The sequence below is a fragment of the Chordicoccus furentiruminis genome (genome assembly GCF_019355395.1).
Classification (GTDB): domain Bacteria; phylum Bacillota; class Clostridia; order Lachnospirales; family Lachnospiraceae; genus Chordicoccus; species Chordicoccus furentiruminis.
This window is the reverse complement of the sequence record NZ_CP048829.1, coordinates 1,407,925-1,425,881: the sequence shown is the minus strand read 5'-3', so window position 1 is coordinate 1,425,881 and position 17,957 is coordinate 1,407,925. Positions and strand designations below refer to the sequence as shown.

At 51.7% G+C, this 17,957-nt stretch carries 24 protein-coding genes and 1 pseudogene; 18 read left to right on the top strand and 7 right to left on the bottom strand.

Annotation, left to right across the window (positions count from 1 at the left end; translation table 11 throughout):
- Positions 1-42 precede the first annotated feature (42 nt).
- From G4C92_RS06740 to G4C92_RS06700, 9 genes are all read left to right on the top strand, one after another.
- On the top strand, positions 43-1,266 hold the full coding sequence (locus G4C92_RS06740) for an O-acetylhomoserine aminocarboxypropyltransferase/cysteine synthase family protein (RefSeq protein WP_274941804.1): 1,224 nt from the start codon (positions 43-45) through the stop codon (positions 1,264-1,266).
- 63 nt (positions 1,267-1,329) lie between these two features.
- Complete coding sequence (gene thiS, locus G4C92_RS06735) at positions 1,330-1,536, top strand: sulfur carrier protein ThiS (RefSeq protein ID WP_274941803.1); 207 nt, start codon at positions 1,330-1,332, stop codon at positions 1,534-1,536.
- Position 1,537: 1 nt separating this feature from the next.
- Complete coding sequence (locus G4C92_RS06730; RefSeq protein WP_274941802.1) at positions 1,538-2,362, top strand: HesA/MoeB/ThiF family protein; 825 nt, start codon at positions 1,538-1,540, stop codon at positions 2,360-2,362.
- A 27-nt stretch (positions 2,363-2,389) separates the two neighbouring features.
- Positions 2,390-2,812, top strand: coding sequence for a M67 family metallopeptidase (locus tag G4C92_RS06725; protein ID WP_274941801.1), 423 nt, complete (start codon positions 2,390-2,392; stop codon positions 2,810-2,812).
- Between the two features lie 85 nt (positions 2,813-2,897).
- Entirely contained in the window at positions 2,898-3,797 is a 900-nt protein-coding gene (locus tag G4C92_RS06720; protein ID WP_274941800.1) for a 4Fe-4S binding protein, read from the top strand.
- A gap of 42 nt (positions 3,798-3,839) precedes the next feature.
- Positions 3,840-4,088, top strand: coding sequence for a sulfurtransferase TusA family protein (locus G4C92_RS06715; RefSeq protein WP_274941799.1), 249 nt, complete (start codon positions 3,840-3,842; stop codon positions 4,086-4,088).
- 233 nt (positions 4,089-4,321) lie between these two features.
- Entirely contained in the window at positions 4,322-4,465 is a 144-nt protein-coding gene (locus tag G4C92_RS06710) for a hypothetical protein (protein ID WP_274941798.1), read from the top strand.
- A 151-nt stretch (positions 4,466-4,616) separates the two neighbouring features.
- Positions 4,617-5,078, top strand: coding sequence for a hypothetical protein (locus tag G4C92_RS06705; protein ID WP_274941797.1), 462 nt, complete (start codon positions 4,617-4,619; stop codon positions 5,076-5,078).
- A gap of 14 nt (positions 5,079-5,092) precedes the next feature.
- On the top strand, positions 5,093-5,842 hold the full coding sequence (locus G4C92_RS06700) for a hypothetical protein (RefSeq protein ID WP_274941796.1): 750 nt from the start codon (positions 5,093-5,095) through the stop codon (positions 5,840-5,842).
- Positions 5,843-5,998: 156 nt separating this feature from the next.
- Here the strand turns inward: G4C92_RS06700 and G4C92_RS06695 are convergent.
- The 5 genes and pseudogenes from G4C92_RS06695 to G4C92_RS06675 form a co-directional block, all read right to left on the bottom strand.
- Positions 5,999-6,620 (bottom strand): annotated as a pseudogene (locus G4C92_RS06695) (ZIP family metal transporter); the annotation flags it as partial.
- A gap of 644 nt (positions 6,621-7,264) precedes the next feature.
- Positions 7,265-7,492 carry a DUF2188 domain-containing protein gene (locus G4C92_RS06690; protein WP_274941795.1) on the bottom strand — a complete coding sequence of 76 codons (228 nt, stop codon included), beginning with the start codon at positions 7,490-7,492 and terminating at the stop codon, positions 7,265-7,267.
- 5 nt (positions 7,493-7,497) lie between these two features.
- Entirely contained in the window at positions 7,498-7,710 is a 213-nt protein-coding gene (locus G4C92_RS06685; protein WP_274941794.1) for a hypothetical protein, read from the bottom strand.
- A 207-nt stretch (positions 7,711-7,917) separates the two neighbouring features.
- Positions 7,918-8,508 carry an ImmA/IrrE family metallo-endopeptidase gene (locus G4C92_RS06680; RefSeq protein ID WP_274941793.1) on the bottom strand — a complete coding sequence of 197 codons (591 nt, stop codon included), beginning with the start codon at positions 8,506-8,508 and terminating at the stop codon, positions 7,918-7,920.
- A 5-nt stretch (positions 8,509-8,513) separates the two neighbouring features.
- The gene (locus G4C92_RS06675) at positions 8,514-8,825 is read right to left on the bottom strand and encodes a helix-turn-helix domain-containing protein (RefSeq protein WP_274941792.1); all 312 of its coding nucleotides are present in this window, start codon (positions 8,823-8,825) and stop codon (positions 8,514-8,516) included.
- 503 nt (positions 8,826-9,328) lie between these two features.
- Between G4C92_RS06675 and G4C92_RS06670 the strand changes: the two genes are divergently transcribed.
- On the top strand, positions 9,329-9,676 hold the full coding sequence (locus G4C92_RS06670; protein ID WP_274941791.1) for a TetR/AcrR family transcriptional regulator: 348 nt from the start codon (positions 9,329-9,331) through the stop codon (positions 9,674-9,676).
- Here the strand turns inward: G4C92_RS06670 and G4C92_RS06665 are convergent.
- A complete protein-coding gene (locus G4C92_RS06665; RefSeq protein ID WP_274941790.1) occupies positions 9,673-10,725 on the bottom strand; it encodes an IS30 family transposase in 1,053 nt (350 codons plus the stop codon). The two genes, G4C92_RS06670 and G4C92_RS06665, sit on opposite strands and share 4 nt — an antisense overlap.
- A 29-nt stretch (positions 10,726-10,754) precedes the next feature.
- Here G4C92_RS06665 and G4C92_RS06660 point away from each other — a divergent pair, with 29 nt between their 5' ends.
- From G4C92_RS06660 to G4C92_RS06645, 4 genes are read left to right on the top strand one after another with little or no spacing between them, the layout of a single operon-like run.
- Positions 10,755-11,147, top strand: a complete 393-nt coding sequence (locus G4C92_RS06660; protein ID WP_274941789.1) for a hypothetical protein — start codon at positions 10,755-10,757, stop codon at positions 11,145-11,147.
- Positions 11,144-12,025, top strand: a complete 882-nt coding sequence (locus tag G4C92_RS06655; protein ID WP_274941788.1) for an ABC transporter ATP-binding protein — start codon at positions 11,144-11,146, stop codon at positions 12,023-12,025. The genes G4C92_RS06660 and G4C92_RS06655 overlap by 4 nt, the downstream gene beginning before the upstream one ends.
- Before the next feature lie 13 nt (positions 12,026-12,038).
- Positions 12,039-12,824 (top strand): ABC transporter permease subunit, encoded by a 786-nt coding sequence (locus G4C92_RS06650; RefSeq protein ID WP_274941787.1) that lies wholly within the window; start codon positions 12,039-12,041, stop codon positions 12,822-12,824.
- Positions 12,825-12,835: 11 nt separating this feature from the next.
- Positions 12,836-13,621, top strand: a complete 786-nt coding sequence (locus tag G4C92_RS06645; protein ID WP_274941786.1) for an ABC transporter permease subunit — start codon at positions 12,836-12,838, stop codon at positions 13,619-13,621.
- A 994-nt stretch (positions 13,622-14,615) separates the two neighbouring features.
- Here G4C92_RS06645 and G4C92_RS06640 read toward each other — a convergent pair.
- Positions 14,616-14,849: a hypothetical protein gene (locus G4C92_RS06640; RefSeq protein ID WP_274941785.1), complete on the bottom strand. Its 234-nt coding sequence runs from the start codon at positions 14,847-14,849 to the stop codon at positions 14,616-14,618.
- A 281-nt stretch (positions 14,850-15,130) separates the two neighbouring features.
- On the opposite strand from G4C92_RS06640, the gene G4C92_RS06635 reads away from it, so the two are divergent.
- The 4 genes from G4C92_RS06635 (at position 15,131) to G4C92_RS06620 (ending at position 17,917) form a co-directional block, all read left to right on the top strand.
- Positions 15,131-15,460: a plasmid mobilization protein gene (locus tag G4C92_RS06635; RefSeq protein ID WP_274941784.1), complete on the top strand. Its 330-nt coding sequence runs from the start codon at positions 15,131-15,133 to the stop codon at positions 15,458-15,460.
- Between the two features lie 61 nt (positions 15,461-15,521).
- The gene (locus G4C92_RS06630) at positions 15,522-15,827 is read left to right on the top strand and encodes a hypothetical protein (RefSeq protein ID WP_274941783.1); all 306 of its coding nucleotides are present in this window, start codon (positions 15,522-15,524) and stop codon (positions 15,825-15,827) included.
- A gap of 135 nt (positions 15,828-15,962) precedes the next feature.
- Positions 15,963-16,145, top strand: coding sequence for a hypothetical protein (locus G4C92_RS06625; RefSeq protein ID WP_118625161.1), 183 nt, complete (start codon positions 15,963-15,965; stop codon positions 16,143-16,145).
- An 80-nt stretch (positions 16,146-16,225) separates the two neighbouring features.
- Positions 16,226-17,917 carry a recombinase family protein gene (locus tag G4C92_RS06620; protein ID WP_238043774.1) on the top strand — a complete coding sequence of 564 codons (1,692 nt, stop codon included), beginning with the start codon at positions 16,226-16,228 and terminating at the stop codon, positions 17,915-17,917.
- Positions 17,918-17,957 lie beyond the last annotated feature (40 nt).

Genomic DNA, 17,957 nt, shown 5'->3' with positions numbered 1-17,957 from the left:
GGCGTCCGAACCCCGGCGGCATCCGCAATGAAAGGGAGAGGCATGCATTTCACAACAACACTACTGCACGGCAGGGCGGTGGAGACGTATCCGGATCACGCGGTTCTTCCTCCGATCGCCCAGGTGACGGCGTTCGGCTATGACAGCGCGGAGCAGCAGGAGCGGGTCTTCGCGCACCGGGCGCCGGGCTACGCCTACACAAGAATCGGGAACCCGACCGTATCTGCCTTTGAGCGGAGGATCCGCGAACTGGAGGGTGGCAGCGCGGCCGTCGCCTGCGCGAGCGGGATGGCCGCCGTATCTCTCGCCCTGCTCAATATTCTGAGCGCAGGGGACGAGATTGTCGCGGGAACCGGGCTTTACGGTGGCACCTTCGATCTGTTCCGTGACCTGGAGCGGTTCGGGATCACCGTCCGGCTTGCGCCGAGGATGGACGAGGAGTCCGTCGAACCGCTGATCACGCCGAGGACAAAGGCGGTCTACGGCGAGCTGATCGGCAACCCCCGGCTGGACATCATGGACATTCCGCGTCTGTCGAAACTGGCTCACGACCACGGCATTCCGCTGATCGTGGACGCGACGACCGCGACGCCGTATCTCGTCCGCCCTCTTTCGCTCGGCGCGGACATCGTCGTCCACTCCTCGTCGAAGTATATCAACGGAGGAGGCAATTCGATCAGCGGCGTCATCGTGGACGGCGGCGCTTTTCCCTGGGATTTTGAGCGGTTCGAGGCGCTCCGACCCTTCGCGCGGTACGGGCCGCTGGCCTATCAGGTGCGGCTCCGGACCGACCTCTGGGAGAATATCGGCGCCTGCCTCAGCCCGTTCAACGCCTATATGAATGTGGTCGGCATCGAGACGCTGGGGCTCAGAATGCAGCGCATCACGGAAAATGCAGACCGCCTCGCCCACGCGCTGGCCGCTCTTCCCGGCATCCGCGTCAATTATCCGACACTGCCGGATCACCCGTATCACGGGCTCTGTCAGATGGAACTGGGCGGCCGCGGCGGAGGCATTCTTACGTTCCGTACCGGCAGCCGTCAGAGAGCCTTCGACGCGATGAAGAGGCTGAAATACGCAGTCATCGCGTCCAATATCGGTGACGTGCGGACGCTGGTGCTGCATCCCGCGTCGACGCTTTACCGCAACCGGACGGAGGAGGAACGGTCCCTCTCCGGCGTCGAGGACGACACGGTCCGGGTCAGCGTCGGCATCGAGGAGAGCGAGGATCTGATCGCGGATTTCACACAGGCACTGACATCATAAATAAAGGCGGCGCACCCTTTCCGGCATAGAGGGACGGGGCTGCGGACACGAGAGGAGGATCATATGAAAATCACAGTCGCAGGAGAGAGCAAAGAGGTGAAGGACGGCATCACAATTCAGGAGCTGATTGAGCAGGAGAACGTGGAGACGCCGCAGTACGTCACAGTATCCGTCAATGATGCCTTTGTGCAGCGCGATACATTCGGCACGGCCGCGCTGAAGGAAGGCGATGTCGTGGAGTTCCTGTACTTTATGGGAGGAGGCCGCTGAGATGCCGTTTACGAACGAACAGCTGGAGCGGTACTCCAGACACATCATTCTGAAGGAGATCGGCGTAAAGGGACAGAAGAAGCTGATGAAGGGCAGCGTCCTCATCATCGGGGCCGGCGGTCTCGGCGCGCCGGCGGCTATGTATCTCGCCGCGGCCGGCGTCGGACGGATCGGCATTGCGGACGCGGATACGGTCGATCTGTCGAATCTGCAGCGTCAGGTGATCCATACGACGGCGGACCTCGGAAAACCCAAGGTTGAGTCGGCGGCGGAGACGATGAGGGCGATCAATCCGGACGTGGAGGTGAAGACATACCGGGAATTTATCTCCGCGTCAAATATTCTCGACATCATTGACGGCTATGACTTCGTGCTGGACGGGACCGACAATTTCCCGGCGAAGTTCCTGATCAATGACGCCTGCGTGATGAAGAAGATTCCCTTCTGCCACGCCGGCATCATCCGCTTCCGCGGCCAGCTGATGACTGTGGTGCCCGGCGAATCGCCCTGCTACCGCTGCGTGTTCAAAAATCCGCCGCCAAAGGACGCGGTGCCGACCTGCAAACAGGCCGGTGTGATCGGCGCGATGGCCGGCGTGATCGGCTGCCTTCAGGCGCTGGAGGCCGTCAAATACCTGACCGGCGCGGGGCAGCTTCTCACGGGACGGCTGATGACCTTTGACGGGCTGAAGATGGAGTGGCATACCGTGAAGCTGCCTCCCCGCGGCGAGGGTTGCGCCGTCTGCTCGGATCATCCGACGATCACGAAGCTGATTGACTATGAGCAGGCGGTCTGCGCGTGGGATCCGAAGAATCCGGAGAAATGACAGCGGACCGGAAAGGGACGGACAGATATGAAAGTGACACTCAGAAAAGCGGATCTTGAGAAGATGATTGCTCACGCGGAGGCAAATCTGCCCGAGGAGGCCTGCGGGCTGATCGCCGGAGTCGACCGGGAAGACGGCGTGCGGGAAATCCGGAAGGTTTATCTCTGCGAAAACACGGATCATACGGATGAGCATTTTTCGATCTCGCCGGAGACCCAGCTCAGGGCGGTCCGGGATATGCGGGCCGGTGGAATGAGTCCTCTGGGCAACTGGCATTCCCATCCGGCCAGCCCGAGCCGGAGCTCGCAGGAGGATATCCGGCTCGCCTCCTACAACCCGAAGGCGAGCTATCTGATTCTCAGCCTGATGGACCGGTCGAACCCGGTGATTCATTCCTTCCATGTCGAGGACGGAACTTCGACGGCGGAGGATCTGGAGATTGTGGAATAAGGAGGCGGCGGAAAGCGTTTCCGCCCGCACAGCCCCGGCCGGGTACGGGCGCCGCGGCACTAAGAGCGAACAAGGAGGAAGGCATATGGCAACGGATTATGCGGCACTGAAGAAGGGCGGATGGATGAGACAGAAGCAGAAGAACCGCTTCGCGCTCCGGGTCCATGTCGTCGGGGGCCATCTCACGGATGAGCAGATGAAGGTGATCTCGGAGGTCGCGAAGAAGTACGGCGAGGGCTATGTGCACCTCACAGCCCGTCAGTCACTCGAGATCCCGTGGATCCGGCTGGAGGACATCGAGGAAGTGAAGGAGGCGCTGGCGAAGGGCGGCGTGACCCCTTCGGTCTGCGGACCCCGTGTCCGTACGACCACGGCCTGTCAGGGAAACCGGACCTGTCCTTCCGCCTGCATTGACACCTACGCGCTGGCGCAGGAAATCGATGCGCGGTATTTTGCCCGCGAGCTTCCGGGAAAATTCAAGTTCGGCGTCACCGGCTGCCGCAACAACTGCCTGAAGACGGAGGAAAACGACTTCGGAATCAAGGGCGCGGAGAAGGTGACATGGAAGCAGGAGACCTGCATCGGCTGCGGCGTCTGCGTCAAGGCATGCCGGGAAGGCGCGATTACGCTGAAGGACGGAAAGATCTCGATCGATTCCGGGAAATGCACGTACTGCGGACGCTGTGAGAAGGCATGCCCGACCGGATCCTTCGAGGCGGAAGAAGGGTATCTGCTCTCCTTCGGCGGCCTCTTCGGAAATCATATCCACCGGGGCGCGGAGCTCTTACCCTTCGTCAGCAGCCGCGAGACGCTGTTCCGGATCGCGGACTATGTGGTTCAGTTCTTCGACGACAACGCCGAGCCCGGCGACCGGCTGCAGTTCACCATCGACCGCATCGGCCGGGAGCGATTCAATCAGGTGGTCTGGGACGCCTTTGAGGGACGTCCGTACAACGGGGATTTCACGCATAAGGACAAGCCGTGACGGCTCCGTAAGGGAGCGGTCCGGCCGGAAAAGGAGCATAAAATGGCGGAGAGCTATACAGTCGATGAAACCGTAGACATCACTGATGTCGTCTGCCCGGTGACTTTCGTAAAGGCGAAGGTGGCGCTGGAGGAACTGGACGAGGGTCAGGTCCTCTCGGTTCACATGCATGACGGCGAACCGGTGCAGAATGTACCCCGTTCGATCAAGGAAGAGGGGCACCAGATCCTGAAGCTGATCGACAACGGGGACGGAACCTACGATCTGATCGTGAGAAAAGTGGGAGACTGAACGGATCGGGATGAAAACCCGGCCGGCCCGTACGGATCTGCCGCAGGACGGCAGAACGGCGCGGGCCGGCCGGGTTTTTTCTGTCAGAGGGCAGAAAGAGCAGAATAAGGAAGAAGGAACAGCATATGGCGGGGAGAACAGAATAAAAAAGACGCCCGCTGGCAGACGGACGTCTCTTTCAAAAAGGGAAGGAGTCGCCGGTTCTCTGTCTGGCAGAACAGATCACCGACAGTATGAAAAAGAAAAAGCTTGTAGCAATGCGCTCCGATGAAGAGAATATTAAAAACGGCGGGAATCCTTATAAATCAAGGGTTTTAGCCGTTTTGCTATACCGTTTTGTCGCTTGTTTGTCGCTTAAATCTACAAACAGATACTAAAAGATATTCGGAAATATTCACGGATTGCCTATTGAGAAACAGGCGGGGTTGTGGTAGAATAGAATATGAGTTGTTATGCCTTGCAATATCACGCTGAGAGCTGATACAGTTATAACAACTCCTACAGACGTGAGGAATGAGGTTCTCAATGATGAGTGACAGTAAAAATACAGAAAAGTATGAGACATATAAAAAGATGAAAGCTGATTTAAGCAAATCAATGAAATCCGGCTTTTATTATGAGGCTATTTTCATTGAATACGCTATTATGGAAGACCGATGTCTTTCAGCTCTCAAACACTCGGGCGTCAAATATGTGGATAGTAGAGGATGGGAATTAAAGCTTTCCGCAAAACTGAACAAACTAAAAAGCCATTCTGCATTTTCGAACCCTTATATACGAAAAAGAATCACTTTAGATTTGATAGATGACATTGAAATATGGAAGCGTGATAGGGACATACTAATTCATAACCTTGCTAAGATTCCATATGATTTTGAGCAAGTTAAACAGATTGCAGAACGGGGACAACTTCTTGTAAATATGTTAGATAACAAAGTTCGTAGCGTAAATAGGTACTGTGATAAGCAAATGGTTTTTGACAACAAATAAAGGGGTAGTTGATAATGAAGAAAAAAGCTACTATTGTCTTGATTGCATTAGTGGTTGTGATTGGGGTTGTAATCGCTTTTAACCTATACACATCTCATAAGAATGAAAAAGAGATTTTTAATGAAGTTAGTGCTGTAATAGACGACAATTTGAAGAAAGTATATAACAGTCACGATGCTGAGGAATATGAAATAAGCAACATACAATACGAAATAACTAATATCGAAAAAGCTAAGCACACATATACCGCTGATTATCGTTTCCGTGTTGTTTTTTCATGTGATGCACGGAATGATTTGAACTATATTGAAAAATCACTTGTTGCATATGCTATCGAAAATACTCTGGATATTTTTGGAGACTCACGTTTCAAAACAAGTAGTGGGTTTAGAGTTACAGACAGAAATGAATCATCTTATGAACAGGTCGATACTTATGTCAACGGGGAGTTGGTTCACAAGAATGGAGTGGATTTTTCCTCTGGTGGAAATAAATCGGATGGCAAACCTTCTGATAAAAATTTACAGGATGCCTGGAATTGTGCAACAGATGTTGTAAAAAATGAACTATATCACTATAGTAATGTAAAAGTTAGCTCTTACAAGAATTCCACGGTCACGTATACATCTTCCACCGGTATATATACAATTAAAGGAACGGTTTCTTATAAGAATCAGTTCAATGCGACTGTAAACAATAAGTTCACTGTACAGCTAAAATTAACTGAGCACGGTTATTCAGATGCTTCTATTTTGATTTACTGATGAGGAAAAAAACAATAGGCGGGGCTTTAAGGGCTACCCCACACAAGGACAACAACCAAAAAACGTTCAGAGTACGCAAAAATGCGGCAGTTGAAGGAGACTGCCGTATTTTTGACTTTTATCGGTCATCGTTTGTGCAAATTTGGGTGGACCACTCTATCTCAACGCCACATCCAGCGCCAGCATAACGGCAAAACCCAAGGCGAAGAACAGTGTACCCAAGCTGGAGTGTAAAAGCCTCTGGAATCAATTCCTCCACCACCACATAAGGCATGGCCCCCGCCGCGAAGCTGAGAAGATAGGGCAAAGTGGGCGGGATCAGCCCCGCCACCCAGATGGTCAAGCACGGCGGCGATGGGTCCTACTACGCCGGAGAGAACGTCGTACAAAAACGCTTTGGCCTTTCCTATGCCCTTCGTCCGAAGGGGCATAGAGATAATGGTTCTCTCCATAATGGTTCTCTCCATAATGGTTCTCTCCGGGAAGTTCTGGATGTCGATGCCCAGGGACAGGGCCAAGGCTCCGGCGGTGGTGATGCCGCTGTTTTCGGCCATCCATCTCGCCAGCACCACGCCCACCGCCATGCCCTCCGGGATATTGTGGAGAGTGACGGCCAGCACCAGCAGGAATAAGACTCCCAGCCAAAACCCCGCAACTGCGGGGAAAATGCCCACTGGCCCATATCTGCCGTCTGTTCCATGGTGGGGACCAGCAGACTCCACACGAATGCTGCCACCATGACCCCGGCGGCAAAACCAGTCAAAGCCCGCTGTACCAGCAGGTTCATATGTCATCATTCATCCTCATTTCCACTACGGCCCGGAATGCCACTCCGCCCGTCCTGTCAGCTTGTTCCGGCTGTGTTCCGGCAGGTTTACCACGATGGTGTGGATCAGGTCTTGAGATTCCTCATCCGTCAGGTCAAGCCCCATTGCCGGGAGTCGCTCCCGAAGGGTCTCCAGACATCGAAGCAGGTCCTTTTCCATAAGAAAGCCGGCATCCGTCAAATAGGTCTTTCCATGCTTCCAGTCTCCTGCCTAGCTTTTTGCAGGCTTCTTCGACCGCTACGTCCGGCACTTCATTGACAATCAGGCCATTCCCATCCAGAAGGTTGGCCCTGGCGTTGTCGTAGCGGGCGCACCAATCCTGTACTCTCTGACCACCGCCCTAGTCGTAAAAGCCAAATAAGGCGATCAGATCGCCACTAAGAGGTCCCTCCAGGGCGGCGAACATGGGTCCAAACTCGCCTTCCTCTGCCAAACGGGCATTGGACGAACACCGGCTTTATCAGAGACGATTTCACCGTAAAGTATTCGCTTTAACACGAAAAGCAGCCATCACGCTTGTAATGGCTGCTTCTCTTTCAGCAGTAAACTGGAAATAGAAGAGGCACAGCCGTCAGACTGTGCCTCTTCCGTGTGATTACCCTTTTGGTGGACACGGATCACCACCGTGACTATCGGACGTCTGAATGCGTCCATCTTTTCCATGGATAAGAAATTCCGTCTTCTGGTTTTTGCTGATGGCTCTACCAGCCTTAACTGCGGCTGCTTTAGTTTCATAATGTCCACTGGAACGCTGTGCGCCGCCGCGTTTTACATCCCAGCCGCCCTTGCTATTATGGACAACATGGTGAGTTCCTCTTGCCATATTTATTACCCCCTATGCGCTTTGGGACAGCAGATAGCGCAGCCATCTGCATCGCTATAGTATTCCTTTCCTTTCTGAACCGCCTCAACCTCGCTGGAGAAGTAGCCAAGATATGTCTTGCTGCTAATCTGGAGCTGCTCGGCGTGTTCCTCTGTGTGGACCTCGTGATGAAATCCAGGATTGCGGGTCTGATTGTTGTTGATGTAATAATGTTTCATAACAGTTCCTTTCCGCCCCGGTAGGGCAACAGATTGTCAATAGGCGATTTTGTAAAATTACCCATTGCATTTTGACTGGGAATCTGCTATGCTTACCTTGATATAGGGTTGAATTTGCACAGCAGATTTGACTCCGAAACGCATTGGATTGCTGCCGCAAACAGCTTTTCAATGCGTTTTCATTTAACATCCAAGGTGACCACCTCCTTAAACAGCAATATTGAATAACCTCAGCATACGGATTTCATAGTCCTTGTAGTCACAGCCCCCGTAGTTTAGCCATTTTTGGTAGTATGAGAGTGCGTAGCCTGCGGCTTCAAAGCTGATTTTGAAAACATCGGCTATACTCTCTGCGGTTTCCAGTTTTAGTTTGTGGATTAGTGCGGGAGGAGCAAGCGCATATTTTGCAAAAAAGCGCACCTCTGCTTCTGCTAATTCACTATCTTCGGTGTGATCTAACACGATATGAGCAACTTCATGCATGATAGTGTTGTTGATTCGCCCATAATCACGTTCATCATCATTATAGAAAATGTACCATTCTCCCGTGTCCCGCAGTACAGAAAAACCATCTATGCTATATTTTTCCATCAGATAGCGAGTCCTTGCAGGATAGGCAGAATATGGAATTACCTTTACTCTCATCTTATTGGCAATTTCGAATCCACTAATTGGTACGCAGAAAACGTCATATGCTTCAAACATTTTAACCACAGTCTGTTTGATTTCCTCATACCTTTCGTTAGACAGTCTAATCTTAGGCTCAGTCCGATGGGAACTACTTAACTGAATCTTCAATCCGCTTATTCCTCCCCAAACAGTGCGCTGATGAGTTCCTTTTTTTCCTGATCTGTAAGCGCTGATGCATTGCGAGCAATCATGCGTTGTACCCGCGGAAAATCAAATTCATCCGGTTCAATCCCCAGCAGGTAATCCGAGGTGGTATGAAGTGCTGTAGCAATGTTTGCAATCACTTCTGGTTTCGGATCTCTTTCTCCAGAGATATACCTTGACATAGTGGCTTCGGTTAGACCAATACGCTCGGCCAACTCCTTTTGCTGCACTCCTTTGCTCCGAAGTAAGTCGGCTATTCGTCTCCCTAATTCACGGCTCATGGTATTTCCTCCTTTAGCGCCTTGTACAAGGCTATGGTTGTATTATACATTGTTCTTGCCAAATTGTCAAGCATAATTTCCGATATGGCAGTGCTGCTTTTGATGGGATTTCGCCGTGAAGTATTTGCTCTGATGCGAAAAGCTGGAGCTGTGACCAATGAGTAACCGAAAAAGAAATCTGCATTGCTGCCAATTACATAGCTTCACACTTTCAAGAGACACTCCTTCAAGGTGCTGGTCAACGAAGAACTGGACAGCCTCGTAGAATCCATGCGGCGAAGAAAACGGGGCCGACGAAAGTGCTCCATTTCATAGGGAGATGGAGTGACCCGAGGGGCACTACCGGTACGGGACAGATGAAATAACCGCAAGCCATTAAATGACTTGCGGTTATTTTTAAATTAGCTATTGACCGATTCGGTTATTCGTGCTATGATGACGATCTTGACCGATTCGGTTATTTCTTTGCAAAGACCGGCATCAGGCCGGCGAAGGAGGCTGCCATGGAAAAATTTTTAGCACTCTCGGAGGAAAAGCAGACAACGATCCGCAATGCGGCCCTCGCCTGTTTTGCGAAACACGGATACGAAAAAGCGTCTATCAACGACATCGCGTCAGCGGCAGGCATTTCCAAGGCGTCCATGTTTCAGTATTTCGGCAATAAACAGGCCCTTTATGAATACCTGTTCCAATACTGCGTGACACAGATGAGGCATGCGTACCGTCTTGACATTTTGGATGACCACACGGACTTCTTCGACCGGGTGTGGGCAGCCAGCGTGATGAAAGTGGAAAATTTGAAAAAACATCCCTACCTAAATTGCAATAACAAGTTGGACACCCTCTGCTAGGCAGTAGCCTGGTAGATTCGGTCGATTTCCTCCTCGAAGATTTCATCCGGGGTTCTGTAACCCAGGACCTTCCGTGGGAGGCAGTTGCACCAGGTCTCCACATCGGAGATCTGCTGGCCGGTAAAGTCATCAATCCGCTTACCCTTTGGTATGAACCTTCTGATCAGGCCGTTATGCCGCTCTACGGTTCCCTTATCGCAGGATGTGTAGGGATGGGCATAGTAGACAAGTGTATCAGCCATCTTCTCAAGTTCTGAAAGGTCGGCGAATTCCGAACCGTTATCGGTCGTGATCGTTTTGAACACTTCGCCGAAGTGTTCGCTGTAAGTCTTCTGAAGTTGTTTGATTGCCTTCATGACACACGCTGATGTCTTGTCTGCAATAGGAAGCATCAGGAGCTCACGGCTTTTGCGTTCAGCAAGAGTGAGCAGGGCCTGGTCATCCCGGGTCTTGGCGCCCAATACGAGGTCACATTCCCAGTGCCCGAATTCCTCACGGGATTCGATTTCTCTGGGACGTTCCTCAATGCTGCGGCCCAGCTTTTTCTTGTTGATCCGAGATCTATGTTTCCTGGACTTACGCTTCAGCTTTTCAGGAAGGCTATGGTTCCGGATGCCAAAGAGGCCAAGATCAACATAACGGTAAAGCGTTTTTGTGCAGACGATCTGCTCTCTGGTAAATTCACCATCGAGAACAGCGCGTCCGGCACAGGCGTCCAATGACCAGCTATCTTCTGTAAAGTGTTTGAACACATACTCCAGAAAAGCTGATCTGCTCAGGAAGTCATAATGCCGGCAACTGTTCTTCCGGTTGTCCTCATAGGCTTTCTGACCAGCAGACGCTTTATAACGGGTCACGTGGCCGTTATACAAGGCAACTGAGCCACGTGCTATTTCATTCGCGACAGTGCTCGGTGAGCAGCCGATCTCACGGGCAATTGCCCGGATGGAGTAGTGATCTTTAAGACGAATCTGAATAAGAACTCGTTCCTCATACGAAAGATGTTTGCCTTTTATATGGGAAGCTATGGTAGAATGAGAGTGGTCCATGGTGGCGATTCTCCTGTAGAAAGTTGGTTGTGGTGACTTACATTCTACCAAAGATCCTGCCATGGATCTTATTTTATTCGGATGTCCAACTTCATTTTACAATCGGCGAAAAACATCCCTATGTTGCGGCATTCATCACCAGCGCCGCAACGGAGAACGCTTCGGATTTGAAAGATGCGTTGGGCTCCGCGATAACAGAGGGAAGGCAATTTACGGAGGTATTGGTCCTGCATGAGGAGGATCGTATCAAGTTTAAGCATTCTGAGGACGCGGCGCTGGTCTTCCAAATGCTGCTGCTATTGGGGGATGGGATGGTATCCCGCTGTGAAAACGGAATCGACTATGACGGCATCATGTCTGAGCTGGATAGCATTTTGAAGATGCTGAAACGAAATTTTTATAAGGAGGAATATCTGCAATGAATGAACCGGTAATTGTGTTAGACGGACTGACCAAAAGTTACGGAACCCACCGGGGAATTGAGAATATCAGTTTTTCTGTCGCCCAGGGAGAAATCTTCGGCTTCATCGGCCCCAACGGAGCCGGAAAGTCTACCACGATCCGCACGTTAATGGGGCTGTTGAAACCAACCGGCGGCAAGGCGTCCATCTTCGGATTGGACTGCGGCCAGTATGCTGCGGAGATCGCAAAGAATGTGGGGTACCTCCCCAGTGAGAATTGCTATTATAACAATCTGAAAGTCCGGGAGATGCTGCAATACACCGCGGATCTGTACGGCGTGGATGGCCGCAGTCGAATGGAGGAACTGGCGGAGCGGTTGAACCTGGATTTATCCCGCAGGATCGGCGATCTGTCCCTGGGCAATAAAAAGAAGGTCGGTATCGTGTCTGCCCTGCTCCCATCGCCAAAACTGTTGATTATGGATGAGCCGACCAACGGCCTTGACCCGCTTGTGCAGCAGACCTTCAATCAGATTTTGCAGGAAGAGAATGAACATGGCACAACGATTTTCCTCTCTTCCCATGTGCTGAGCGAAGTTCAAAAGCTGTGTGACCGGGTGGCAATTCTCCGTGAAGGGAAACTGATCGGGCTCCAGTCCATGAAAGAACTGCGGGAGAACGGCTACAAAAGAATATCCGCATCCACGAAAGAGGCCATCGCCAAGGATTTCTTTGCACTCCCCGGCGTGGCGGATCTGAAACAGGAACACCGCTCCGCCTCTTTTATCTTCAACGGAAACGCGATGACGATCATGAACAAACTCTGTCAGTTGGAACTGGAGGATATTCTGATTGAGGAGCCGTCCTTGGAAGAAATATTCCTCCACTATTATGAATAGGAGGGGCCAGGATATGGTTGTCTTTCGATATGAGTGGAAACGGAATCGAAAATACATTCTGATTTGGGCTGTGGCGCTGGCGGTCTGTATCTTTTGTATGACGCCGGTTTATTACGGCATGATTGATACGCCGGAAACCTTATCGGAAAATTTTACGCAGGGTGGATTTTTTGAGACGGTGGGGGTCTCCCTTGCTCTATTGATGGAGCCTTTGGGGATGTACTCTTTCCTGAATGCGTTTTTTATGATTGCTGGCGGAATTTTCGGGATGCACCTCGGCCTGGCACTGCAAACAAAAGAATGTACGGAGCATACCGCAGAATATTTGTTTACGAAACCATGCGGACGAAAAAGGATTTATTGGGGCAAAACAGGATGCCTGCTCATTGGAATCGGCATCGTGGGGATCGCCTATTTGCTTGCCTCATTTTTAACGCTGGCCCTGTTTCAGTCGGGTTTTCCATTGGCGGAGTTCCTTCTATTGGCAATCTCTTTTTCCTTGATTACGCTGTTTTTCGGTGCGCTAGGGCTGTTTTGGGGAACGCTCAGGCCAAACAACCGGCTTCCGCTGTTGACCGCGGGGTTAAGTGTATTTGTGGCATACTGCATTACTGCTTTTTCCAGAACGATCGGAAACGCCCCGATCAGTTTTCTGTCTCCGTTCTCCTTTTTTAATCCGTCAACGATCCACGAAACGGGATTTTATGAATGGAGTTATCTGATCTGGTATTTGATTCTGGTAATAGCTTTCTTCCTTTTTTCATATAAAGGGTCACTAAAACGGGACATTGCGGTATAGGGGGTGAAAAAATGAAAGCCTTGATAAAAAAGGAAATGCGTTTATCAAGAACACTTCTGTTAATCTGGATGGGAGTTGTTCTGCTCCTGTGCGGATTTGCCTATTTTGAATATCTGTCTCTGCGGGAGACTTTGGGTGAGCTGGCTGAACTAATCAACACCTTTCCCAAAATCCTGACGATCATGTTTGGCGTGGGAGAAGAATTGACCTCTGCCCTGGGCTGGTATGGCTGTATTTATTTTTGGGTTGCCATATTAAATAACTGCTATGCAATCTACCTCGGAGTTTCTTGTGTGGCAAAAGAAACCGTATATGGAACGACGGAATACTTGTTTACAAAACCGATCAGGCGGAGCAAAATCGTTGCCGCAAAAACGCTGGCCGGTGTGTGTAACCTGCTGATCCTCACGGCATTCAGCGGACTGTGTGGCTATGTTACCGCGATTCTGCCCTTGGGAGGGCTGGAGCAGCCGGGAGCGGCTGTGACAACGACAATCGGAATGTTTTTGACAGAGGTGGTGCTGTTCGCCATAGGGCTTCTGATTTCCAGCCTTGTCAAAACCTTTAAAAACGCCGCCCGTTTAGGGGCAGGAATGCTGCTGGGGTTTTATGGGCTTTATGTAATCGCTGACTATTGGGAATCTCCGGCTCTGTACTATTTGACCCCCTTAAAGTATTTTGATGTTTATGCGGTAGCAAGGGACGGATTTTCTGTTTTGTTCCTGCTAATCAGCGTTGTAATCGTCCTATGCTCTGTCGTTGCGGCTCAAAAATATTGGACGAACAGAGAGATTTGAATAAACGGTCAGGCTATCCTTCATTTGGTTTATTACACTGGTTGTTGTTTATTTTGAGAATTGCTCTAAATTCCCCCTTGACAAGGCTTCTTGCCAGAGTTACACTGGCAACACAGCAACTTAATTGGAAGTTATTGTATAATACTGTCTCTCACTTTATAGGCTTTCTCGAAAGAGATTGGATATCATTTATAGGCTTTTCGCTGTACCCCAGGCATGTTTCGTGTCTGGGGTAAAAGTGAATGACCGTCCAATCCGATACTTTTTCGGGAAAGCCTGCCATGATTTCAGCTTGAGGGAGCGGGCCAAGGGAAGCCATACGACACAGCGCCGAGCAGGGTTGCCTGTCAGGAACCGGATTGGAGAGAACGGCACGGTGGGAGTCGCAATAGGCTCAAGCAACTGACCGGAAGTGGTAAGGACAGGGTGTCAACACAGACACCCTGTCCGGATAAAATCCTGCAAATGCGAGGTTAAAGATCAGAACAGGGTGTCAGTACATAACCCCCTGCTTTCGGCATTAATGCTTATAATGTGCAAGGAATAGGAACGATGAGATGCCCAATGCGTACATTAATACGCATTGGGCTTTTTCTTTGGGCAGATAACGGACATGTCAGTATCCATTATTCTAATCAATTTACCGCTTGAAAAAGCCGCGCTGGTGGTAGGGCAAGCCCTCGCCGCCCCCAGGTGGCGAGGGCTGCAAGCATCGCATTTTGATGTCAAAATACTGCTTGCTGGGGTAAACCCCAGTCCCCCATGCCGCCCGCGGGCGGGAACTTCTCGGCAGCATTGCCGGAAAGTGAGTGTAAAAATCGGGTTCGGCAATATGGCCGAACCCGATCACAGCGGACTGCCCTAAAGCGCTTCAGACAACATTGTCAAAAGCGGTAGACGCTGAAAACCGGGTTCGGTGAATTCACCGAACCCGGTCAGACTTTTTGACAAGGTTGTCTGAAAGTAAGGGTTGGCAATCTTGCCAACCCTTACTTTACCAGATCGTCTCCCGCACCGCTCGAATCAGCGTCACCACCCATGACAGCGCCGCAAGACCCACCAGCACAAGGAAAATGCCGTCCGCCAGAGCGGTATGGGCCAGATACCACGGGCGGAATACCGTGATTACCAGTGCACCGTACAGCAGCGGCGCAGACAACCGTAGCACCTGTGCCAGACGGACGATCCCGCCCAGCAGCGCCAGCCCCAATGATAAAACAGCATACATCATGTTCCGAGCCTCCTTCTTAGATTTGTGGTATGTTACCATCGGCAGATAGACTTTATAAGGGTCTGTCTGCCGATTTTTTCGCTTTGGGTGTCAATAAGACACCCTTGATTGGACGGCGAGGGTGTCTATTGCACACCCTGGATTTCAATTTTTTTGCAAAATTTTTGGATTTTTTGTTATTCACCATGCTGTTTTTTCGGGAGGGGTAGTGAGGGGGTATCTGAAAAAACAGAAAACCGCTCTCGGCAACATTGCCGGAAGCGGTCTGGAGGTGGTTTATGAACAAACAGACACATCGGACCTGCGTCCGCATGAGTGCCAAAGAATACAACCGGCTCATGGAACGAAGCAGGGCGGCAGGGCTGTCTGCCAACGCATGGCTTATGGAGCAGCTCGCCGGCAATCGTCCCATCATCAGTCGGAACGGCATCATGTCGGACTTTCTCTGCCTGCTCAATCAGAAGGGGCGGGAGATCAACACCGTGGCTCGTGCCTTCAACAGCGGATATGGCACGGCAGAGGGGCTCCAGCAAGCACTCGACTGTCTGAAGGACATTGCCCAGGCAGCATACGAGGTCAGGAAGGAGGGATTCACCCATGCGCCGTAAGCGCAAAAAGCCGCTTCCCAGAGGGAAACTGCGGGACAACAGCAAAAGCATCTCTGTCCGGATGACAGAGGAACAATTTCAAAGGCTGGAACGCTATCGGGAACTGACCCGCCTGCCGGTCACCACCTATTTCCGCAAGCTCATTGCAGAGAGCGAGATCGTGGAAAGACCCAGCCGGATCAGGTTTCGGCTTCACGAGGAAGTCAACAAGATCGACTCCAATATCCGCCAGATTCTGCGGAATCCCCGCGCAAAGGAACTGGACCGGGAGGCGGCGGACAGAATCCGTTTCCTGCTGGAACACATTCTCGAACAGGCCTACCACATAAACGCATACCATGATCTGAGCCACAAGGACGGGCAGTAAACACCCGCCCGTTCGCCCTGTGCCGCACCGTGCGGCGTTCTTCCGCACCGGGCAGCGCCCTGCCCGTCCCCTCCGGCAGAGGCCCCCACAGGCGGCGTGTGGGCAAACTCGATCCAAATAACACAAGGAGAGCCTATGGAGCAAAAAGCCAATATCACCATCGATAAGGAGCATATCACCGTGGAGCGGACGCAGACAGCCTGCGGGCGGGAGATTCGGGTCATCTCCGTGTTTCCCCGGCATGGCAGCGAAACCGTGGAGGACAAACTGAAAGCCCTGGCGGAACTGGATTTCCGGCAGGGAAAGCTGTGCGCATAAAGTGCTGGACATTTCAGACCGTTCGGGGTATTGTGGTGTCGCAATGCTCTGAACGGTTTGACAAAGAAAAGGAGGACTGTATGAATCAGTCAAACCAAATCAGGAAAACCGCTCTTTACTGCCGTCTCAGCCAGGACGATGGGATAGAGGGCGATTCCAACTCGATCCAGAATCAAAAATCTATCTTACGGAAGTTCGCGGAAGATCACCATTTCCCCAGCCCCTGCTTTTATGTGGATGACGGTTTTTCGGGAGGAAACTTCCAAAGACCGGCGTTCCAGCAGATGATCTCAGACATGGAAAACGGCGAGATTGGGATCATCGTGACCAAGGATCTCAGCCGCCTCGGTAGAAATCAGCTCCACACGGGACTCTACATCGAGGAACGATTCCCCATGTTCGGCGTCCGCTACATCGCCATCAATGACAATGTGGACACCGACAGCAGCGAGAGCAATGACCTCATGCCGTTCAAAAATTTGTTCAATGAGTGGTTTATTCGGGACACCAGCCGGAAGATCCGTGCGGTTCTGAAGGCCAAAGCGGAACGGGGCGAACGGCTGGGGACCAGAGCGCCCTATGGCTACCGAAAGGACCCGGACACGAAAAAACTAATCGTGGATGAGGAGGCGGCAGCCATCGTCCGCAGGATCTTTGCTATGTGCGCCGGCGGCAGCGGCCCCAGCCAAATTGCCCGCATTCTCAAGAAAGAGCATATCCTGACGCCTACCATGTACGCCTACAGCAAGTACGGCATCACGCACGTGGGGCTGGATACACAACGCCCATATCACTGGTCTGGGGATACTGTGGCGGATATGCTGGAGAACGAAATCTATCTGGGCAACACCGTCAACATGAAGTACAGCACGAAGTCCTACAAGGACAAGCGTAGAGCAGAGCATTCACGGGAGGAATGTCTGGTCTTTGAGAACACCCATTCCGCTCTCGTTACACAAGAAGTTTGGGACATTGTACAGCGGGTACGAAAGAGCAAGCGCCGAAGAACCAATATGGATGAGCAGAACAAGTACTCCGGCCTTGTGTTCTGTTCCGACTGCGGCTCCAACATGGTGCTGCACCGGGCGCATACCATGTCCGCCAGCTATAATCACTTTACCTGCCGCACCTACAAGAAGGATGGAGAAGCCTGTACGGGCCACTATATTCGAGAGTGCGTTCTAGATGAAGTGGTGCTGGAGGACTTACGGAGAGTAACGGCCATGGCACGGGAACATCCGGAAAAGTTCGCCGCCTACATTGGCAGCAAGCAGTCCGCCGAGCTTCAGCGGGAGATCCGCAGGCAGGAGAAAGAACTGGCCGCCATGCGGAAGCGGAAAATGGAATTGGACACCATCTTCAAGAAGCTGTATGAGGATAGCGTGCTGGGCCGTATCACCACGGAGCAGTTCCAAATGCTCTCCGGCAGCTACACGGAAGAACAGAGCTGCATCACAGCCGGTATTCCACAGAAAGAGAGTGAGATCCAGTGCCTGCGGGAAACGGTGAGCGGGACGGACAGCTTCCTTGATAAGGCGAAGCGGTACACGGATATCACGGAACTGACGCCGGAGTTGCTGCGGCTGTTCATTGAGAAGATCGTGGTTCACGAGAAAGAGGTAAAGTGGTCTAAACACGCTCCCCAGACCGTGGAGATCTACTACAACGGCATTGGCTATGTCGGCAGCGGTCAGCAGGATGTGGAAGAAGCACTGGAAGCACCGGAATCCCTACAAACCCAGGACACAGAGAAGCCCCGGCAGGCATCGTAAACACGATGACCTGCCGGGGTATCCCAGGAATCACTTGTTA